The sequence below is a fragment of the Stenotrophomonas sp. 704A1 genome, assembly GCF_030549525.1.
Taxonomy (GTDB): domain Bacteria; phylum Pseudomonadota; class Gammaproteobacteria; order Xanthomonadales; family Xanthomonadaceae; genus Stenotrophomonas; species Stenotrophomonas tuberculopleuritidis.
On record NZ_CP130831.1, the window covers coordinates 2,305,669 to 2,320,712 of the forward strand.

16 protein-coding genes are annotated in these 15,044 nt (G+C 67.7%); 4 read left to right on the forward strand and 12 right to left on the reverse strand.

What is annotated here, in order from left to right; translation table 11 throughout:
• Nucleotides 1-478 precede the first annotated feature (478 nt).
• From flgL to Q5Z10_RS10940, 12 genes are all read right to left on the reverse strand, one after another.
• The gene (gene flgL / locus Q5Z10_RS10885; RefSeq protein WP_303639087.1) at nucleotides 479-1,681 is read right to left on the reverse strand and encodes a flagellar hook-associated protein FlgL; all 1,203 of its coding nucleotides are present in this window, start codon (nucleotides 1,679-1,681) and stop codon (nucleotides 479-481) included.
• The gene (gene flgK, locus Q5Z10_RS10890) at nucleotides 1,678-3,558 is read right to left on the reverse strand and encodes a flagellar hook-associated protein FlgK (RefSeq protein ID WP_303639088.1); all 1,881 of its coding nucleotides are present in this window, start codon (nucleotides 3,556-3,558) and stop codon (nucleotides 1,678-1,680) included. Before flgK ends, flgL begins: the two co-directional genes overlap by 4 nt.
• A gap of 8 nt (nucleotides 3,559-3,566) precedes the next feature.
• A complete protein-coding gene (gene flgJ / locus Q5Z10_RS10895) occupies nucleotides 3,567-4,772 on the reverse strand; it encodes a flagellar assembly peptidoglycan hydrolase FlgJ (RefSeq protein WP_303639089.1) in 1,206 nt (401 codons plus the stop codon).
• Nucleotide 4,773: 1 nt separating this feature from the next.
• Nucleotides 4,774-5,916 carry a flagellar basal body P-ring protein FlgI gene (locus Q5Z10_RS10900; protein ID WP_303639090.1) on the reverse strand — a complete coding sequence of 381 codons (1,143 nt, stop codon included), beginning with the start codon at nucleotides 5,914-5,916 and terminating at the stop codon, nucleotides 4,774-4,776.
• A 2-nt stretch (nucleotides 5,917-5,918) separates the two neighbouring features.
• Complete coding sequence (gene flgH, locus Q5Z10_RS10905) at nucleotides 5,919-6,611, reverse strand: flagellar basal body L-ring protein FlgH (RefSeq protein WP_303639091.1); 693 nt, start codon at nucleotides 6,609-6,611, stop codon at nucleotides 5,919-5,921.
• A gap of 22 nt (nucleotides 6,612-6,633) precedes the next feature.
• Nucleotides 6,634-7,419, reverse strand: coding sequence for a flagellar basal-body rod protein FlgG (gene flgG, locus Q5Z10_RS10910; RefSeq protein ID WP_049467327.1), 786 nt, complete (start codon nucleotides 7,417-7,419; stop codon nucleotides 6,634-6,636).
• Between the two features lie 103 nt (nucleotides 7,420-7,522).
• Nucleotides 7,523-8,272 carry a flagellar basal body rod protein FlgF gene (locus Q5Z10_RS10915; protein ID WP_303639092.1) on the reverse strand — a complete coding sequence of 250 codons (750 nt, stop codon included), beginning with the start codon at nucleotides 8,270-8,272 and terminating at the stop codon, nucleotides 7,523-7,525.
• Nucleotides 8,273-8,304: 32 nt separating this feature from the next.
• Complete coding sequence (flgE, locus tag Q5Z10_RS10920; protein WP_303639093.1) at nucleotides 8,305-9,528, reverse strand: flagellar hook protein FlgE; 1,224 nt, start codon at nucleotides 9,526-9,528, stop codon at nucleotides 8,305-8,307.
• Between the two features lie 32 nt (nucleotides 9,529-9,560).
• Nucleotides 9,561-10,244, reverse strand: coding sequence for a flagellar hook assembly protein FlgD (locus Q5Z10_RS10925; protein ID WP_303639094.1), 684 nt, complete (start codon nucleotides 10,242-10,244; stop codon nucleotides 9,561-9,563).
• Between the two features lie 23 nt (nucleotides 10,245-10,267).
• The gene (flgC, locus tag Q5Z10_RS10930) at nucleotides 10,268-10,675 is read right to left on the reverse strand and encodes a flagellar basal body rod protein FlgC (RefSeq protein WP_303639095.1); all 408 of its coding nucleotides are present in this window, start codon (nucleotides 10,673-10,675) and stop codon (nucleotides 10,268-10,270) included.
• Between the two features lie 3 nt (nucleotides 10,676-10,678).
• The gene (gene flgB, locus Q5Z10_RS10935; protein ID WP_303639096.1) at nucleotides 10,679-11,074 is read right to left on the reverse strand and encodes a flagellar basal body rod protein FlgB; all 396 of its coding nucleotides are present in this window, start codon (nucleotides 11,072-11,074) and stop codon (nucleotides 10,679-10,681) included.
• Between the two features lie 161 nt (nucleotides 11,075-11,235).
• On the reverse strand, nucleotides 11,236-12,180 hold the full coding sequence (locus Q5Z10_RS10940; protein ID WP_303639097.1) for a chemotaxis protein: 945 nt from the start codon (nucleotides 12,178-12,180) through the stop codon (nucleotides 11,236-11,238).
• Between the two features lie 152 nt (nucleotides 12,181-12,332).
• Here Q5Z10_RS10940 and flgA point away from each other — a divergent pair, with 152 nt between their 5' ends.
• The 4 genes from flgA to Q5Z10_RS10960 all read left to right on the forward strand — a co-directional run bounded on the left by flgA (nucleotide 12,333) and on the right by Q5Z10_RS10960 (nucleotide 15,014).
• Entirely contained in the window at nucleotides 12,333-12,989 is a 657-nt protein-coding gene (flgA, locus tag Q5Z10_RS10945; RefSeq protein WP_303639098.1) for a flagellar basal body P-ring formation chaperone FlgA, read from the forward strand.
• Between the two features lie 75 nt (nucleotides 12,990-13,064).
• Nucleotides 13,065-13,370: a flagellar biosynthesis anti-sigma factor FlgM gene (gene flgM, locus Q5Z10_RS10950; protein WP_303639099.1), complete on the forward strand. Its 306-nt coding sequence runs from the start codon at nucleotides 13,065-13,067 to the stop codon at nucleotides 13,368-13,370.
• Nucleotides 13,367-13,705: a flagellar protein FlgN gene (locus Q5Z10_RS10955; protein WP_303639100.1), complete on the forward strand. Its 339-nt coding sequence runs from the start codon at nucleotides 13,367-13,369 to the stop codon at nucleotides 13,703-13,705. Before flgM ends, Q5Z10_RS10955 begins: the two co-directional genes overlap by 4 nt.
• Before the next feature lie 91 nt (nucleotides 13,706-13,796).
• On the forward strand, nucleotides 13,797-15,014 hold the full coding sequence (locus Q5Z10_RS10960; RefSeq protein WP_303639101.1) for an ATP-binding protein: 1,218 nt from the start codon (nucleotides 13,797-13,799) through the stop codon (nucleotides 15,012-15,014).
• The last annotated feature ends 30 nt before the right edge of the window (nucleotides 15,015-15,044 follow it).

Below are 15,044 nucleotides of genomic sequence, written 5' to 3' on the forward strand. Positions count from 1 at the left end.
TGTGCTTCGCCGTTGCCAAATGAATAACGGCGCTTTGTCAACAACCTTTAGCCGGGAATTCCGTGGAAGCCGTAATTCGTGGCGGAAGGCTGTTTTTCCGGGGTTTGTGCGACCCCCGGAAGGGCGGCCGGGCAGGGCCCGGCCGGCGCTGGAAGAGGTATCGGCGGGGGCCGGCCGCGCTTGATGGGCGATCCCGCAACCTCCGCCGGGCATGGCCCGGCGCTACCAGAGCCAAGCCTTCGGTAGCGCCGGGCCATGCGCGGCGTTACCAGAGCCAAGCCTTCCGTAGCGCAGGGCCATGCCCGTCGTTACCAGAGCCAAGCCTTCCGTAGCGCCGGGCCATGCCCGGCGTTGGCAGAGCCAAGCCTTCGGTAGCGCCGGGCCATGCCCGGCGAGCGCAGCGGTACATGGCCGCAGAAACGAAAAAGGCCGCGATGCAGGGCATCGCGGCCTTCGGGTGCAGCAGTGGCGCGGTGAATCAGCCGATCTTGTTGAACAGCGACATCGACTGCATCTGCGAGAACAGCGTCTGCGCCGCCTGCAGCGCGGTGCTTTCCAGCTGGTACTGGCTCAGTGCATCGGCGTAGTCCAGATCGCGCATCTGCGACAACGTGGTCTTCAGCGTGACCGAGTTGGATTCGCGCATCTCCGCGGCATTGTCCAGCGCCTTCAACTGCGAACCGCCGGCGGCACGCGAATCGATCATGCGTTCGGCGGCGCGGGCCACGTCACGCAGCGCGCTCTGCAGTTCGTTCTGCTGCGCGGCCATCTGTGCCGGCGTGCCGGTGTCGGCATCCAGCGCAGCGATCAGCTTGTCCATGGTGGCGAAGATGTCGCGGCTGCTGGCGGCCTGCACATTGAAGCTGTCGCCGGCGGCGGGCGCACCGGCGATCTGCAGGCGCACACCGTTCACCTCCAGCTCGTCGCCGGCCTTGTAGGTGCCGGTGCTGGTCACGTTGCCGCCCGCATCGAGCACTTCGTACTGGTTGGCGGCGGTGAAGCGCACGCTGAAGGATTGCCCGTTCCAGCTGTCGCTGCCATCGCGGGTGATGTTGGTCAGCACGCCGTTGCCGGTATTGCCTGCTGCCGCGCTTCCGTCGACGAAGCCATCGCCGGTGGGAATGCGCAGGAAGATCTCGCTGCCCGGCAATGCATCGCGCACATAGGTGTCCGGGCCCACCTCGACCTGGCGCTGGGTCTGGTCACCGCGGTAGACGATCTTGCCGTCGATCCGGGCGAACGGCGGATCGCTGTCGTTGGTGCCGCCGAACACGTAGCGGCCCGTGCCATCGCTGCTGTTGGCCAGCGACAGCAGGCCCTCGCGGATCTGGTTCAGTTCGGTGATCAGGGTCTTCTTGTCCGGCGCGCTGAGCGCCGGGTTGCTGGCCTGGATGGTCAGGTCGTTGACGCGCGCCATCAGGTCGTTGACCTGGGCCAGGGTGTTTTCCTGCACGCCCAGGCGGTTCTGCACGTTGTTGCCGTTGAGCTTCATGCGCTCCAGCGCCGCCAGGCTGCGGTCCAGGCCGACCGCGGTGCCGGCGGCCACCGGGTCGTCCTTGGCGCTGACGATCTTGCTGCCGGTGGCGATCTGCTGTTCCAGATGGCTCAGCTTGGCCTGCTTGGCCATCATCAGCGCCACCGACTGGCTGTACATCATTCCAGTGGAAATGCGGTTGCTCATCGGCGCACGGCTCCCAGGATGGTCTGGAACATGGAATCGGCGGTGGAGATCAGCTGCGATGCGGCCTGGTAGGCCTGCTGCAGGCGCAGCATGTCGGCCGCCTCTTCATCCAGGTTGACCCCGGACACCTCGTCGCGGGCGCGCTGCGCCTGGTCGGTGATGACCTGCTGTGCCCCCAGCGAGTATTCGGCCGAGCGTGCGGCGGCACCGACCTGGGTGGTCAGGCCGCCCAGGGCGCCGCCCAGGGTCACGGTGCCGGCATTGAAGGCCTTGGCCGATTCGACCTTGGACAGCCGGGTGGCATTGCTGTTGTCGGACGAGCCGGCCGGGGTCGGGGTGATGTTGAAGGTGTCGCCGGTCTTCGGCGCGCCATCCAGCACGAAGCTCCAGCCGTTGGCGCTGATGGTCTGGCCGGGCGTATAGGTCTGCGGCGGGCCGCCGTCGATGGTGTAGGTGGTGGCCGAGGTGAACACGATGGCAGCCGGGTTGCGCAGGTTGGCATTGGCCGCGTCGGTCACGCTGACCCCGCTGAGCTTGCCGGTGCCGGTGTTGGCCAGCGCTGCGGCGCCCTTGATCGCCGCAGCGGCGGCGATCCGCGACGGATCGGTGATCGCCATCTCCAGGCTGCCGGCCACGCCGGCGGTGGGCTGCAGCAGGAAGCGGTCGTTGGCGGCCGGCGTGCCGCCGATGACCAGTTCCACACCGTTGATCCGCAGCGGATCGGCGGCGGTGCCGGTACCGGTCAGCGGTACGCTGGCGCCGGTGTCGGCACGGCTGGCGGCCCAGTTGCTGCCATCGAACTTGAGCACGATGTTCTGCGACTCCAGCTTGCCCAGGTCACCGTAGCTGGCGCTGATCGAGCCGGTGCCGGTGTTGCTGGAATGCCCGGTCACGCGCGGGGTTCCGATGTTGAAGAAGTCGCCGCCCATCTGCCCGTACAGGTCCACGCCCTGGCGGTGGGTGCTGTTGAAGGTCTCGGCCAGGCCCACGGCCAGCTTGCCCAGTTCGGCCTGGGCCGGGGTCAGCACGGTGTCGCGGAACTCCAGCATGCCGCCGATCTGGCCACCGACCGCCTTCGGGTCCAGGGTGATCGTGCCGCCCTGGGTCTGCAGCGCCAGCTGCAGGCGCTCGGGCTGGTAGGGATCGGCAATGGTGGTGACCTTGGACGGCGTCGTGCCCACCACCAGCGCCTGGCCGCCGGCGGTGTAGACATTCATGATGCCGCCGTCCTGGATGACCGCGCTGCCACCGGTGTAACCGATCAGCTGCGAGATCAGCTGGTCGCGGCGGTCCAGCAGGTCCGGCGCGGCATTGGCGATGTTGGTACCGATCGCACCGTTGATCTGCGCGATCTCCGATGCCAGCCGGTTGATCTCGGTGGCGCCGGCCAGCAGGCCGTTGTTGACCTCGCCGTTGAGATTGTTCAGGTGGGTATTGAGCTGGCCGAAGCGGCTGGCCAATGCCTTGGCGCCATCCAGCATGTTCTGCCGGTCGGCGGTGCCGGCGGCATTGGACGACAGGCCACTGACGGTGTCGAAGAAGTTCGACCAGACACCGGACACATTGGTGGCGGCATCGGAGAACAGCGCATCGACGCGGTCGGCCATGCCCGAAAGCTGCTTCAGGCGGGCCAGTTCGCCGCTGCTGTCGAGCAGGCGCGAGATCGCCAACTGGTCGGCTGCGCGGCGGATGTCGACGATGCGGGTGCCGTTGCCAACGTCGCCGTATCCATAGTTCTGCGGATCGGCGGTGGCGAAGTCGACCTTCTGCCGGCTGTAGCCGGGCGTGTTGAGGTTGGCCACGTTATGGCTGGTGGTGGCCAACGCACGCTGGAAGGCGAGCAGGGCACTGGTACCGGTGGAAAGGACGCTGGACATGGGGTTCCTCAACGACGGGTGATACCCAGCGCCGCGGTTGCGGTGCTGGCGAAGGTCTGGCCAAGGCGCGTGCCGGCATCGGCCACGGCGGCCACGGCGCGCTCGATGGTCGGGCCACCGGCGATGGCGGCGATCTTGGCCGCGTAGCGCGGATCGGTGGCATAGCCGGCCCGCTGCAGGCCGCGGGCGAAGCCCTGCACGTCGGTGCCGGCCTGCAGCGCCTGCTGGTAGCGCGGGCTGGTCTTCAGCAGGCGCACGTAGTCGGCGAAGCTCTCTGCCGGCGAGCTGTAGGCGCGGAAACTGGCGGTTTCGTTGCGGCGCACGCCATCGACATACTCATGGGTGCCGGCGGTCGCGCTCTGGCCCTTCCAGCCGGTGGCCTTGATGCCGAACAGGTTGTGCGAGGTGCTGCCGTCGGCGTGCTTGATCTGGCGCTTGCCCCAGCCGGTTTCCAGTGCGGCCTGGGCGACCAGCGCGCGGGCGTCCACGCCCAGCTCCTTCGCCGCGCTCTGCGCGTGCTGCCAGATGCTGGCCACGAAGCCCTCGGGGGTATGCGCGCCCAGCTGGGCGACGGCGCTGCGGGTGGCCAGTGCATCGGTGCTGGTGCCGGTGCCGCGGTTGCTGGCGGTGGGCGCCCACTGGTCGCTGCCGGCGGCCCAGTCGGCGCCGCCGATGGCGCCGGCATACGGGTCATCGGTGCCCATCGCGCGATGCATGCTGCTGCTCTCGCGGCCGGCGATCAGGTCCAGGGCCTGTTCCATCGGCGCGATCTGCGGATCGATCGACGCCTGCGCGCCGTCCTGGCTGCCGGCCGCCATCTGCTGCAGCATGCGCACCGCCTGGCTGGCATCCTGCAACGGCAACGACGGTGCCTGCGCCGGTGCATTGAGCTGGTAGGCGCGGCTGGCCTTGGCCGGGTCCACCCGGGTATCCAGCGCCGGGCCATCGGCCTGCGCGCCGGACAGCTGGCGGGTGATCATGCTGGACAGGCCCAGCCCCTTGCCGCGGGTCATCGCCTCGGCGATCTTCTGGTCATACATGTCCCGGAACATCTTGTTCTCGCCCGGGAACAGCGAATCGCCGAAGCTGGCATCGCGCATGCTCTTGACCAGCATCTGCGCGAACTGGCCTTCCAGCTGGCGCGCGACCTTGTCGATCTTTGCCGGATCGTTCTGCTGGGCCGGCGTCAGCTCAAATGCTGGCGTAATGCGCATGTCAGATCACCTCGAGTTCGGCGCTCAGGGCGCCGGCCTGCTTCAGTGCTTCCAGGATCGCGATCAGGTCGCCCGGCGCCGCGCCCACGGCATTCACCGCGTGCACGATTTCATCCAGGGTGGTGCCGCCGTTGAACTTGAACATGCGGCTGCCATCGTTGGTGGCGGTGATGGTCGACTGCGGGGTGGCGACGGTCTGGCCGCCGGCGAACGCGTTGGGCTGGCTGACGTTGGTGTTCTCCTGGATGGTGACCGTCAGCGAGCCGTGCGAGATCGCCGCCGGGCCCACGCGCACCTGCTGGCCGATGACCACGGTGCCGGTGCGCGAATTGACCACGACCTTGGCCGGGGCCGCGCCGGGCGTCAGTTCCAGGTTCTCGATGCGCGCCAGCAGGCCGATGCGGGCGCCGGCATCGGTCGGTGCGCGCACGGCGACGGTGCCGCCATCCACAGCACGGGCCGAGCCTTCGCCGAAGGCATTGTTGAGTGCGCCCACCATCCGCGAGACGGTGGTGAAATCGCTGTTGTGCAGGTTCAGGGTGATCTCGCCGCTGGCGCCGAACACGTCCGGCAGCGCACGTTCGACGGTGGCGCCGTTGGGAATGCGGCCCACGCTGGGCACATTCACCGAGACCCGCGAACCATCCTTGCCCTGGGCACCGAAGCCGCCGACGATCAGGTTGCCCTGCGCGATCGCATAGATCTGGCCATCGGCACCGCGCAGCGGCGCCATCAGCAGCGAACCGCCGCGCAGCGATACGGCGTTGCCGATCGAGGACACGGTGATGTCGATCGGCTGGCCCGGCTTGGCGAAGGGCGGCAGCTCGGCATGGATCGCCACGGCCGCCACGTTCTTCAGCTGCGGGTTGACGTTGGGCGGCACGTTCACGCCCAGCTCGCCCAGCAGGTTCTTCAGGCTCTGCACGGTGAAGGGCGCCTGGCTGGTGCGGTCGCCGCTGCCATCCAGGCCGACCACCAGGCCGTAGCCCACCAGCGCATTGCCACGCACGCCCCCCACCTGCGCCAGATCCTTGATGCGCTCGGCGCTGGCCGGCGCGACCGCTGCCACCATCAGGAAGAGTGATCCGCAGAGCGCCGCCGCGCGTCGCTGCCAGGCAGAAGAGAAGAGAGGTTTCATGGCCATGCTCAGAACGGGGTCAGCCCGGAATTGAAGAAGCGGCTCAGCCAGCCCATCGCGTTGGACTGCGCGACCGGACCGCGGCCGCCGTACACGATGCGGGCCTCGGCCACACGGCTGGACGGAATGGTGTTGTCGGCACTGATGTCGCCCGGGCGCACCACGCCCTGCACCTGCACCAGTTCATCGCCCTGGTTCAGCCGCAGGTTCTTCTGGCCCTGCACCACCAGGTTGCCGTTGGGCAGGCGCTGCACCACGGTCACGGTCACATTGCCCTGCAGGCGGTTGCTCTGCGCGCTGTTGCCCTTGCCGGTGAAGTCCCGCGAGCCCTTCGCCGTCGCGCTCAGGATGTCCTTGCCGCCCAGGGTGACCGGTGCGCCGAAGATCGACGGCGTGCCGATGCTGAGGTCCGACTCCTTGGCGGTGGCGGTGTTGGCGCTGGTCTGCGCGGTGGTGTTTTCCAGAAGGGTGATGGTCAGCAGATCGCCGACATCGCGTGCGCGCCGGTCCGAGTACAGCTGCAGGGTCGGGCCGGCGGCGTAGATCGCGCCAGCGGTCGGTTCAGCCTGCGGCGGCACGATCGGCTGCAGCGGTGCCATGGTGGGGTAGGGACGCACGTCGCCGGCGATCACGCAGCCGCCGAGCAGGGCAGCCACGGCGCAGGCGAGGGCGGTGCGGGCGAGGGAAGAGATGGGCGACATGGCGGTATCCGGGTTGGGCCGGTCAGAGCTTGTTGCTGAGGTAGCCGAGCATCGAGTCGGTGGTGGAGATCGCCTTGGCGTTCATTTCGTAGGCGCGCTGGGTTTCGATCATCGACACCAGCTCTTCCACCACGTTGACGTTGCTGCCTTCCAGGGCGCCCTGCACCACGGTGCCAAGGCCGTTCAGGCCGGGGTTGCCGTTCTGTGCCGGGCCCGATGCGGTGGTTTCCAGGAACAGGTTCTCGCCGCGGGCCTGCAGGCCGGCGGGATTGACGAAGTCGGTGAGGGTCAGCGCGCCCACTTCCACCGATGCGGCGTCGTCGGCCATCTTCACGCTGATGGTGCCGTCGGTACCGATGGTGACCGACTGCGCGCCTTCGGGGATCTGGATGCCCGGCTGCACCGGATACCCGCTGTTGGTGACCAGCTCGCTGTCCTGGTTGATCTTGAACGAGCCATCACGGGTGTAGGCCGAGCTGCCGTCGGGCATCTGCACTTCGAAGAAGCCGCGGCCGTTCACCATCACGTCCAGGGCGCGGCCGGTCTGCTGCTGGCTGCCCTGTTCGAAGTTCTTGGCGGTGGCCACCACGCGCACGCCGGTGCCGATCTGCAGGCCGGTGGGCAGCTGCGTCTGCGCCGAAGAGGAACCGCCAGGCTGGCGCACCTGCTGGTACAGCAGGTCCTCGAAGCTGGCGCGGTCCTGCTTGAAGCCGGTGGTGTTGGTGTTGGCGAGGTTGTTGGAAACCACCGACATGCGCATCTGCTGCGCATCCAGTCCGGTTTTCGCGATCCACAATGCCTGGTTCATCTTCGGAGTCCTGTCTGGGTGAAGCCGGCCGCGCGATGCGGCCCATGGGGGAGGTGGTGCAAGCGGCGTGCCAGCAGCGGCGACGGCCGGTGCCGGAATTCCGTCAGCTGCCCAGGCGCAACAGGCTGTTGGCGCTGCGCGCGTTGTCGTCGCCGTGCTTGATCACCTGCACCTGCATTTCGTACTGGCGCTGCAGCTGGATCATCTGCACCAGTGCGCCGGCCGCATCCACGTTGCTGCCTTCCAGCTGGCCGCTGTGCACCGCCGTGCCCTGCGCCTGGGCGAAGGGCTGCAGCGGGTCGGTGTTGCGGAACAGGCCGTCCAGCCCGCGTTGCAGGCGCTCGTCGGGCGCCTGCACGACCTTGATCCGGCCGATCATCGCCATCGTCTGCGGGCCTTCGCCCTGCGGGATGATCGAGATCGTGCCGTCGTTGCCGATCTCCATCGCCTGGTAGGGCGGGATCGCGATCGGGTTGTTGTTGTCATCCAGCACCGGCCGGCCGCTGGAGGTCACCAGCTGGCCGTTCGGGGTGACCGACAATGCGGCCCCCCGGGTGTAGGCCTCGCTGCCATCGGTGGCCTGCACGGCCAGCCAGGTGCCGGTCTGCAGCGACAGGTCCAGTGGCTTGCCGGTGATCTGCTGCGCGCCGGGCACGCGGTTGAAGCCGGCATCGACGTGCAGTGCATCCACCCGCGAGGCAAAGCCCGGCCCACGGATCGGGAAGGCCTCGGTGTTGGCCAGCGCTTCCTTGAAGCCGGGGGTGTCGGAGTTGGCGAGATTGTGGCTGAGCGTACCCTGCGCCTGCAGGGAGGCGCGGGCACCGGTCATCGCCACGTAAAGGGCTTTATCCATGCGGGGAGTTCCGTGACAGGGTCAGCGCGTCATCAACGGATGTTGATGACGGTCTGGGTGATCTGGTCCTGGGTGGTGATCATCTGCGCGTTGGCCTGGAAGTTGCGCTGCGCGGTGATCATGTTGACCAGCTGCTCGGTGAGGTCGACGGTGGACGATTCCAGCGAACCGGCCTGGATCTTGCCCAGGTTGGAGGTATCGGCCGCACCGGTACGCGGGGTGCCCGAATCGAAGGTCTCCACCCACAGGTTGTTGCCCTTCTGTTCCAGCCCCTGCGGATTGTTGAAGCTGGTCAGTGCCACCTGGCCCAGCGCCTTGTCGTCGCCGTTGGAGTAACGGGCAAACACCACGCCGGTTTCCGACACGGTGATCTCGTTGAGCTTGCCGGCGGCGTAGCCGTCCTGCTGGGTGTTGCGCAGCGCGAACTTCTCGCCGTACTGGGTCGAGCCACTCACGTCCAGGGTCATGTTCAGCACGCCGGCGCCGGTGGTCGGGGTGAAGGTGCCGAGGCTGATCTTGCCGTTGGCCGGGGCGGTCAGCTTGCCGGCGTTGTCGAAGGTGACCGGGGTCGGGGTGCCGGCCGGCTGGCCGTCGACGTAGTTGTGCACGGTCCAGGCGTTGGTGGCGGCTTCCTTGACGAAGTAGGACACCTGGGTGTGGCTCACGCCCAGCGAGTCGTACACGGTGATGCCGCCGCTGGAATGGCTGTAGCTGTTGGAATCGGTCGGGTCGAAGGTACCCACCGTCGGCTGCTTGGCGTTGCCGGGCAGGGTGAAGCCGACCTTGACTTCGCTGGTCTGCTTGGGCGGGCTGTCGGTGGTCAGCAGCTGCAGGTCGACCAGGCGCCCGGCATCGAAGTTGGTGCCATCGGCGTTGGGGGCGAACACCTGCAGGCGTGCACCCTGCGGGTTGGTCACATAGCCGGCGGCATCGGTCTGGAAGTTGCCGGCGCGCGAATACACCCGTGCGCCGTTCATGTTCATGGTGAAGAAGCCTTCACCGGAGATCGCCATGTCCAGGCTGCGGCCGGTCTGCTCGTTGTTGCCCTGGATGAACTGCTGGGCGACGTTGGACACGCGCACGCCCGAACCGATCGCGTTCTTGGACAGGCCGTAGCTGGTGGCGGCGAACAGGTCGGCGAACTCGGCACGCGACTGCTTGAAGCCGGTGGTGTTGACGTTGGCGACGTTGTTGGCGGTGACGCTCAGGTCCGAGTTGGCGGCATTGATGCCGGACAGGGAAATGTTGAAGCCCATGGGATGCTCCTTGTGGATGCGGGGTGTGCGGCTCAGCTGACGCGGAGCACGTAGTCGAGAGGGGCCGTGCCCAGGCCCTTGAGGTTCAGGTACAGGCCGTCGGAGCCGACCGTCACGCTTTCCACCGGTGCCTGTACGAAGGTGGACAGCTTGGTGCTCTTGCCGGTGGTATCCACGTGGTTGGCGACGATGCTGTACTTGCCCGGCTCCATGCGCTTGCCGTTGGCATCCTTGCCGTCCCAGGTGAACGCGGTTTCGCCGGCGGCCTTGGCTTCCACGCTGATCGAGGTGACCTTGGCGCCGTTGGCATCGGTGACGTCGACGGTGACGATGCCCGCGGCCGGGGCGGCCACGGTGCCTTCCACCGAACCCTCCTTTTCCAGCACCAGCTTTTCCGAGGGCACCAGCACCTGGTGGCCGACCAGCGCGGCACCACGCAGCACCTGGTCGCTGGCCATCGATTCCTGGAAGCCCTTGACCGACTTGTTCAGATCGGTGATGCCCTGCACGGTCGACATCTGCGCCATCTGCGAGACCATCTGCGTGTTGTCCATCGGCTTCAGCGGGTCCTGGTGCTGCAGCTGCTCGGTCATCAGGCGCAGGAAATCGGCCTGGTCCAGCGTGTTCTTCTTCTTGGTGGCGTTGCTGTTGGGGGCGTTCAGGCCGAGCGCGGCGTAGACGTCCTGGTTGGTCTGGTTGTTGACGGCGGTGGTCATGGCGGTGTCCGGTGCAGCGGGCCTCAGCGGCCCATGGTCAGGGTGGCCAGGGCCAGTTCCTTGGCGGTGGTCAGCATCTCCACGCCCGCCTGGTAATTGCGCGAGGTCGAGATCAGGTTGACCATCTGCGCCACCGGATCGACGTCGGGCTGGTAGATGTAGCCGTCGCCGTCGGCCAGCGGGTGGCCCGGCTCGTAGCGCTTGATCGGCGCCGCATCGCTCTGGGTGATTTCCTTGACCTTCACCGAGGTGATGTTCGGGTCGGATTTGCTGGTCACCGCCTGGAAGATCGGTTCCAGCGGCTTGTACACCGCGTCGGCGGAGCCGGCGATGCTGTCGGCGTTGGACAGGTTGGAGGCGATGGTGCTCATGCGCACGGACTGCGCCTGCAGCGCGGAGCCGGCGATGTCGAAGATCGGCAGGTTGCTCATGGCTTATTGCCCCGTGATCGCGGTGAGCATGGAACGCACCTTGCTTTCGACGAAGCTCAGCGATGCACGGTATTCCAGCGCCGCGCGGCCGTAGGCTGCGCGTTCGGCGTCAGGATCGACGGTATTGCCGTCCAGGCTGGGCTGCACGCCCTCGCGCGCCACCTGGAACGGATTCAGGCCACCACCGATCTCGTAGTGCTGCTCGTTGGTGGTGGTCATCAGGCCGTTGGCATCCAGCCCCTGGGCGTGGCGCAGGGCCGAATCGAAGTCCAGGTCCTGGGCCTTGTAGCCGGGGGTGTCGGCATTGCCGAGGTTGCTGGCGATCAGCTTCATCCGCTGTTCGCGCAACGGCATGGCCTGGGCATGGACGCCCAGGTAGTCGGTAATCAGGTTGCGCACGGTGCACTCCCACGGGAACGTTGCCCGGGAAGCTGCAAGGGGTGTGCCAAAAGGGAAGGGCGGACGTGTGCCGCTGCGCTCGCCGGGCATGGCCCGGCGCTACCCTGGGGTGCTGCCAGAATCCGGTAGCGCCGGGCCATGCCCGGCGGAAGACCCCGGCGTTACGCCGCCATCGCGACCTTGCGCAGGCGGTCCAGCACGAAATCGGCCAGTTCGTGGGGGGAATACTTGGCGACGAAGGCATTGGCGCCGACGCGCTCCACCATCGCATTGTTGAACACGCCCGACAGGGACGTGTGCAGCAGCACATACAGGCCGGACAGCCCCGCGTGGCGCCGGATTTCCGTCGTCAGCGTGTAGCCGTCCATGGCCGGCATCTCGATGTCCGAGATCACCATCGCATAGCGCTCGGCCGGGTTTTCACCCGAGGCGTGGATCTGCAGCAGGTGGTCCAGCGCCTGCTTGCCATCGGACAGCAGGGTCGCGCCGACCCCCAGCTGGTCCAGCACGCTGCGGATCTGCTGGCGTGCCACCCGCGAGTCGTCCACCACCAGCACCTGCAGCTGCGGTGCGTCGGCGGGCATCGCCATGGCCGGGTCCAGCACCGCCTCGCCGCGCACCTGGGCGATGTCGGCGAGCACGCTTTCCACGTCGATCACCTGGATCAGTTCGCCCTGAAAGCGGGTCACCGCGGTCAGGTAGCTCGACTCGGCGCCCAGCTCCGGGGGCGGATGGATGTCTTCCACCGCGATGTTGACGATGCGTTCCACGCCGCTGACCAGGAAGCCCTGGATCGAACGGTTGAACTCGGTCACCACCAGGTAGCCCGGCGCGGTGTCCGCATCCGGCTCGCGTTCGGGGTGGCCGATGGCCAGGCCCAGGTCCAGCACCGGCACCGAGCGGCCACGCACGTCGGCTACGCCGGCGAACTGGGCGGGCAGCCCGGGTACCTGGAACAGCTCCGGGCGGCGCAGCACTTCCTGCACCTTGAAGACATTGACGCCAAAAAGCTGACGTCCGCCGAGACGGAACAGCAGCAGCGCCAGGCGGTTGTGGCCGGCCAGTCGGGTTCGCTGGTCGATCCGGTTGAGCAGGTCATGGGACATGGCTGCTGTATCGGCGGCGCAGCGGCGGAACTTGAGGGCGGTGTGCCGAGCTGCATGTGGCTCGGCGCGGCAGGGCAGGGCCGTTGCCCGGTTCGCCGGTGTGGCATGCGCCTTGCACGCATCCGGGCCAGATCCCATCGACAGGAGGCGCCATGCGCCGGGTCACATGTCTGATTGCCCTCGCGCTGGCCACGGCGGCGCCGTGGGCGGCCGCCGCCGACTGGCAGCCGGTGGCGAGCATCCGTGCCGCCGCCCTCTCCACCCTGCCGGCAGGCACTAATGGCGAGGCGGTCGTGGCCGATGCGCTGCGCCTGCCGCGCTGTGGCAGCGGGTTGCAGGTGCAGCCCACCGCCACCACCACGGTGGAGGTCAACTGTCCCGATGCCGGCGGCTGGCGCCTGTTCGTACCGGTAAAGGTGCGGCGCAACCAGACGGTACTGGTGCTGACCCGGGGCATCGGCACTGGAGAAACCATTGCCGCCGCCGATATCAGTACTGCCCAGCGCGATGCAGCGCGGATTGCCGGCGCGGTGCTGGCCGATCCGGCCGCAGCGGTCGGGCGGATCGCCCGCCGGCCGTTGTCGGCGGGGACCCTGCTGTCGAGCAACGATCTGGTGGCGCAACGTCTCATCAAGCGTGGAGACAATGTGGCGCTGGTCTCGCGCCGCGGCGCGGTCGAGGTCCGTATCGCCGGGCGGGCGCTGGGCGATGCCGGCCAGGACGAACGGGTCTCGGTCGAGAACCTGTCCTCGCGGCGGATCGTGCAGGGCACGGTGAACGCGGCCGGTGACGTAATCGTGGCGCGTTGAAATATTGCAGAATTCCCCTAAAGATCACGGCCCTGTGGCCGTTATCCCTTGTGAACGGCAACTCCAGGACACCCCATGAGCCAGAAAATCGACGGCAACCTGCAGGTCCCCCAGGCACTGCGCAGCGTGACGACCCCGGCCGCCAAGCCTGGCGTCAGCAGCGATTCGGCGGCCCGCCCGGTCGAGGCGGCCGACAGCCTGCGCCTGACCGGCGAAGCCACCAACCTGCAGGCGCTCGAGCGTGAACTGAGCACCGCCCCGGCCATCGACGCCCAGCGCGTGGCGGCCGTGCGCGAATCGCTGCAGAACGGCACCTACAAGATCAATCCGGACGCGATCGCTTCGCGCATGCTTGAGCTGGACCAGCAGCTGCAAGGATGATCGCGGCGATGAGCGAGCCGCTGCAGCGACTGGCCGAGGCCCTGGACGTTGAACGCCAGGCCCTGGTCGAGCACGACGTGCATGCCCTGATCCGTGCCACCGGCGCCAAGCTCGAAGCGCTGCGTGCGCTGGAAGGCACGCCGCCGGTGGGCGAGGGCGAACAGCTGCAGGCACTGGCCGAGCGCAACCGGGCCAACGGCGTGCTGCTGTCGCGGCGGCGGCGCGAGGTCAACTGGGCGCTGCGGCAGATGGGCCGCACCGAAGATGCCTCGGCCTACGACGCCAAGGGCCAATCGCACACCGTCACCGCGCGCCGGCCGCTGGCCGTCGCCTGACAGACCGGCGGTCGCCTGACCGCCTCCAGCGGGCTGTGACCGATCGCACGAGCGCGTATATTGGGCGCCTGTTTGATCGCTCCGAGCTGCCGTGTCCGCTGCCAACGCCCTGGTTACCGCCCCCCTTCCACCGCAGCCGGTGCTGCAGGCGCTGCTCGAGCGCCTGCGCGAAGGGCTGCTGCTGTTCACCGAGGACGGGCAGGTCGCCCTGGCCAATCCCGCCGCGCAGAACCTGCTGGGCAGCGAAGAGGGCGCGCTGCCGCCCCCGCAGCGCCTGCGCCAGCTGCTGCCGCCGGATGCGCTGGAACACGCGCGCCAGCATGGCCACTGGAACGGCAGCCTGCCGCTGGGCGAAGGCGTGGTCATCGCCCATCTGTACTTCCACGGCGAGCCGGGCTCGGGGCACTACCTGGCCCTGTTCCGCCACATCGAAGGGCAGGAAGACTACGAACGCGAGCTGCAGCAGCGCCATGCCGAGCTGCGCCAGGCCTACCTGCGCCTGAACGGCACCCAGGAAAAACTGCTGCAGTCGGAAAAGATGGCCTCCATCGGCCAGCTGGCCGCCGGCGTGGCGCACGAGATCAACAACCCGATCGGCTACGTGCACTCCAACCTGGGCAGCCTGCAGGAATACCTGCGCAGCCTGTTCACCGTGATCGAAGCCTACGAGCGCGCCCTGCGTGCGCCCGACCCGAAGGCGCTGATCCCGGAGATCGACGACATCCGTGACCGTCTGGACATCGATTTCATCAGCCGTGACCTGCCGCAGCTGATGGCTGAATCGCGCGAGGGCATCGAGCGCGTCACCCGCATCGTGCGCGACCTGAAGGACTTCTCCTATTCCGGCCGCGACGAGTCGTGGAAGCTGGTCGACCTGCATTCCGGGCTGGAGTCGACCATCAACATCATCTGGAACGAACTGAAGTACAAGGTGCACCTGGTACGCGAGTTCGGCCAGCTGCCGCTGGTGGAGTGCCTGCCCTCGGAGTTGAACCAGGTCTACATGAACCTGCTGCTCAACGCCGGCCACGCCATTGCCGAGCGTGGCACCATCACCGTGCGCACCGGCGTGGACGGCGAGACGGTGTGGGTGGAATTCGAGGACACCGGCGGCGGCATCTCGCCGGACCTGCGCCAGCGCATCTTCGATCCGTTCTTCACCACCAAGCCGGTGGGCAGCGGCACCGGGCTGGGCCTGTCGATCTCCTACAGCATCATCAACAAGCATCACGGCCGCATCGACCTGGACAGCACGCCCGGCGTCGGCTCGCGCTTCCGCCTGGTACTGCCGATCAAGCAGCCGCGCTGAGAGCGGGGCGCCGGCGAAGCCCGACACCCG

Bases quoted from the DNA above. Each gene is read 5' to 3' on its own strand.
- flgH (WP_303639091.1), bottom strand. From the start codon at position 6,611: ATGTCGCCCATCTCTTCCCTCGCCCGCACCGCCCTCGCCTGCGCCGTG.
- flgE (WP_303639093.1), bottom strand. From the start codon at position 9,528: ATGGGCTTCAACATTTCCCTGTCCGGCATCAATGCCGCCAACTCGGAC.
- flgL (WP_303639087.1), bottom strand. From the start codon at position 1,681: ATGAGCAACCGCATTTCCACTGGAATGATGTACAGCCAGTCGGTGGCG.
- Q5Z10_RS10925 (WP_303639094.1), bottom strand. From the start codon at position 10,244: ATGACCACCGCCGTCAACAACCAGACCAACCAGGACGTCTACGCCGCG.
- flgG (WP_049467327.1), bottom strand. From the start codon at position 7,419: ATGAACCAGGCATTGTGGATCGCGAAAACCGGACTGGATGCGCAGCAG.
- Q5Z10_RS10955 (WP_303639100.1), top strand. From the start codon at position 13,367: ATGATCGCGGCGATGAGCGAGCCGCTGCAGCGACTGGCCGAGGCCCTG.
- flgC (WP_303639095.1), bottom strand. From the start codon at position 10,675: ATGAGCAACCTGCCGATCTTCGACATCGCCGGCTCCGCGCTGCAGGCG.
- Q5Z10_RS10915 (WP_303639092.1), bottom strand. From the start codon at position 8,272: ATGGATAAAGCCCTTTACGTGGCGATGACCGGTGCCCGCGCCTCCCTG.
- flgA (WP_303639098.1), top strand. From the start codon at position 12,333: ATGCGCCGGGTCACATGTCTGATTGCCCTCGCGCTGGCCACGGCGGCG.
- Q5Z10_RS10940 (WP_303639097.1), bottom strand. From the start codon at position 12,180: ATGTCCCATGACCTGCTCAACCGGATCGACCAGCGAACCCGACTGGCC.
- Q5Z10_RS10900 (WP_303639090.1), bottom strand. From the start codon at position 5,916: ATGGCCATGAAACCTCTCTTCTCTTCTGCCTGGCAGCGACGCGCGGCG.
- flgK (WP_303639088.1), bottom strand. From the start codon at position 3,558: ATGTCCAGCGTCCTTTCCACCGGTACCAGTGCCCTGCTCGCCTTCCAG.
- flgM (WP_303639099.1), top strand. From the start codon at position 13,065: ATGAGCCAGAAAATCGACGGCAACCTGCAGGTCCCCCAGGCACTGCGC.
- flgJ (WP_303639089.1), bottom strand. From the start codon at position 4,772: ATGCGCATTACGCCAGCATTTGAGCTGACGCCGGCCCAGCAGAACGAT.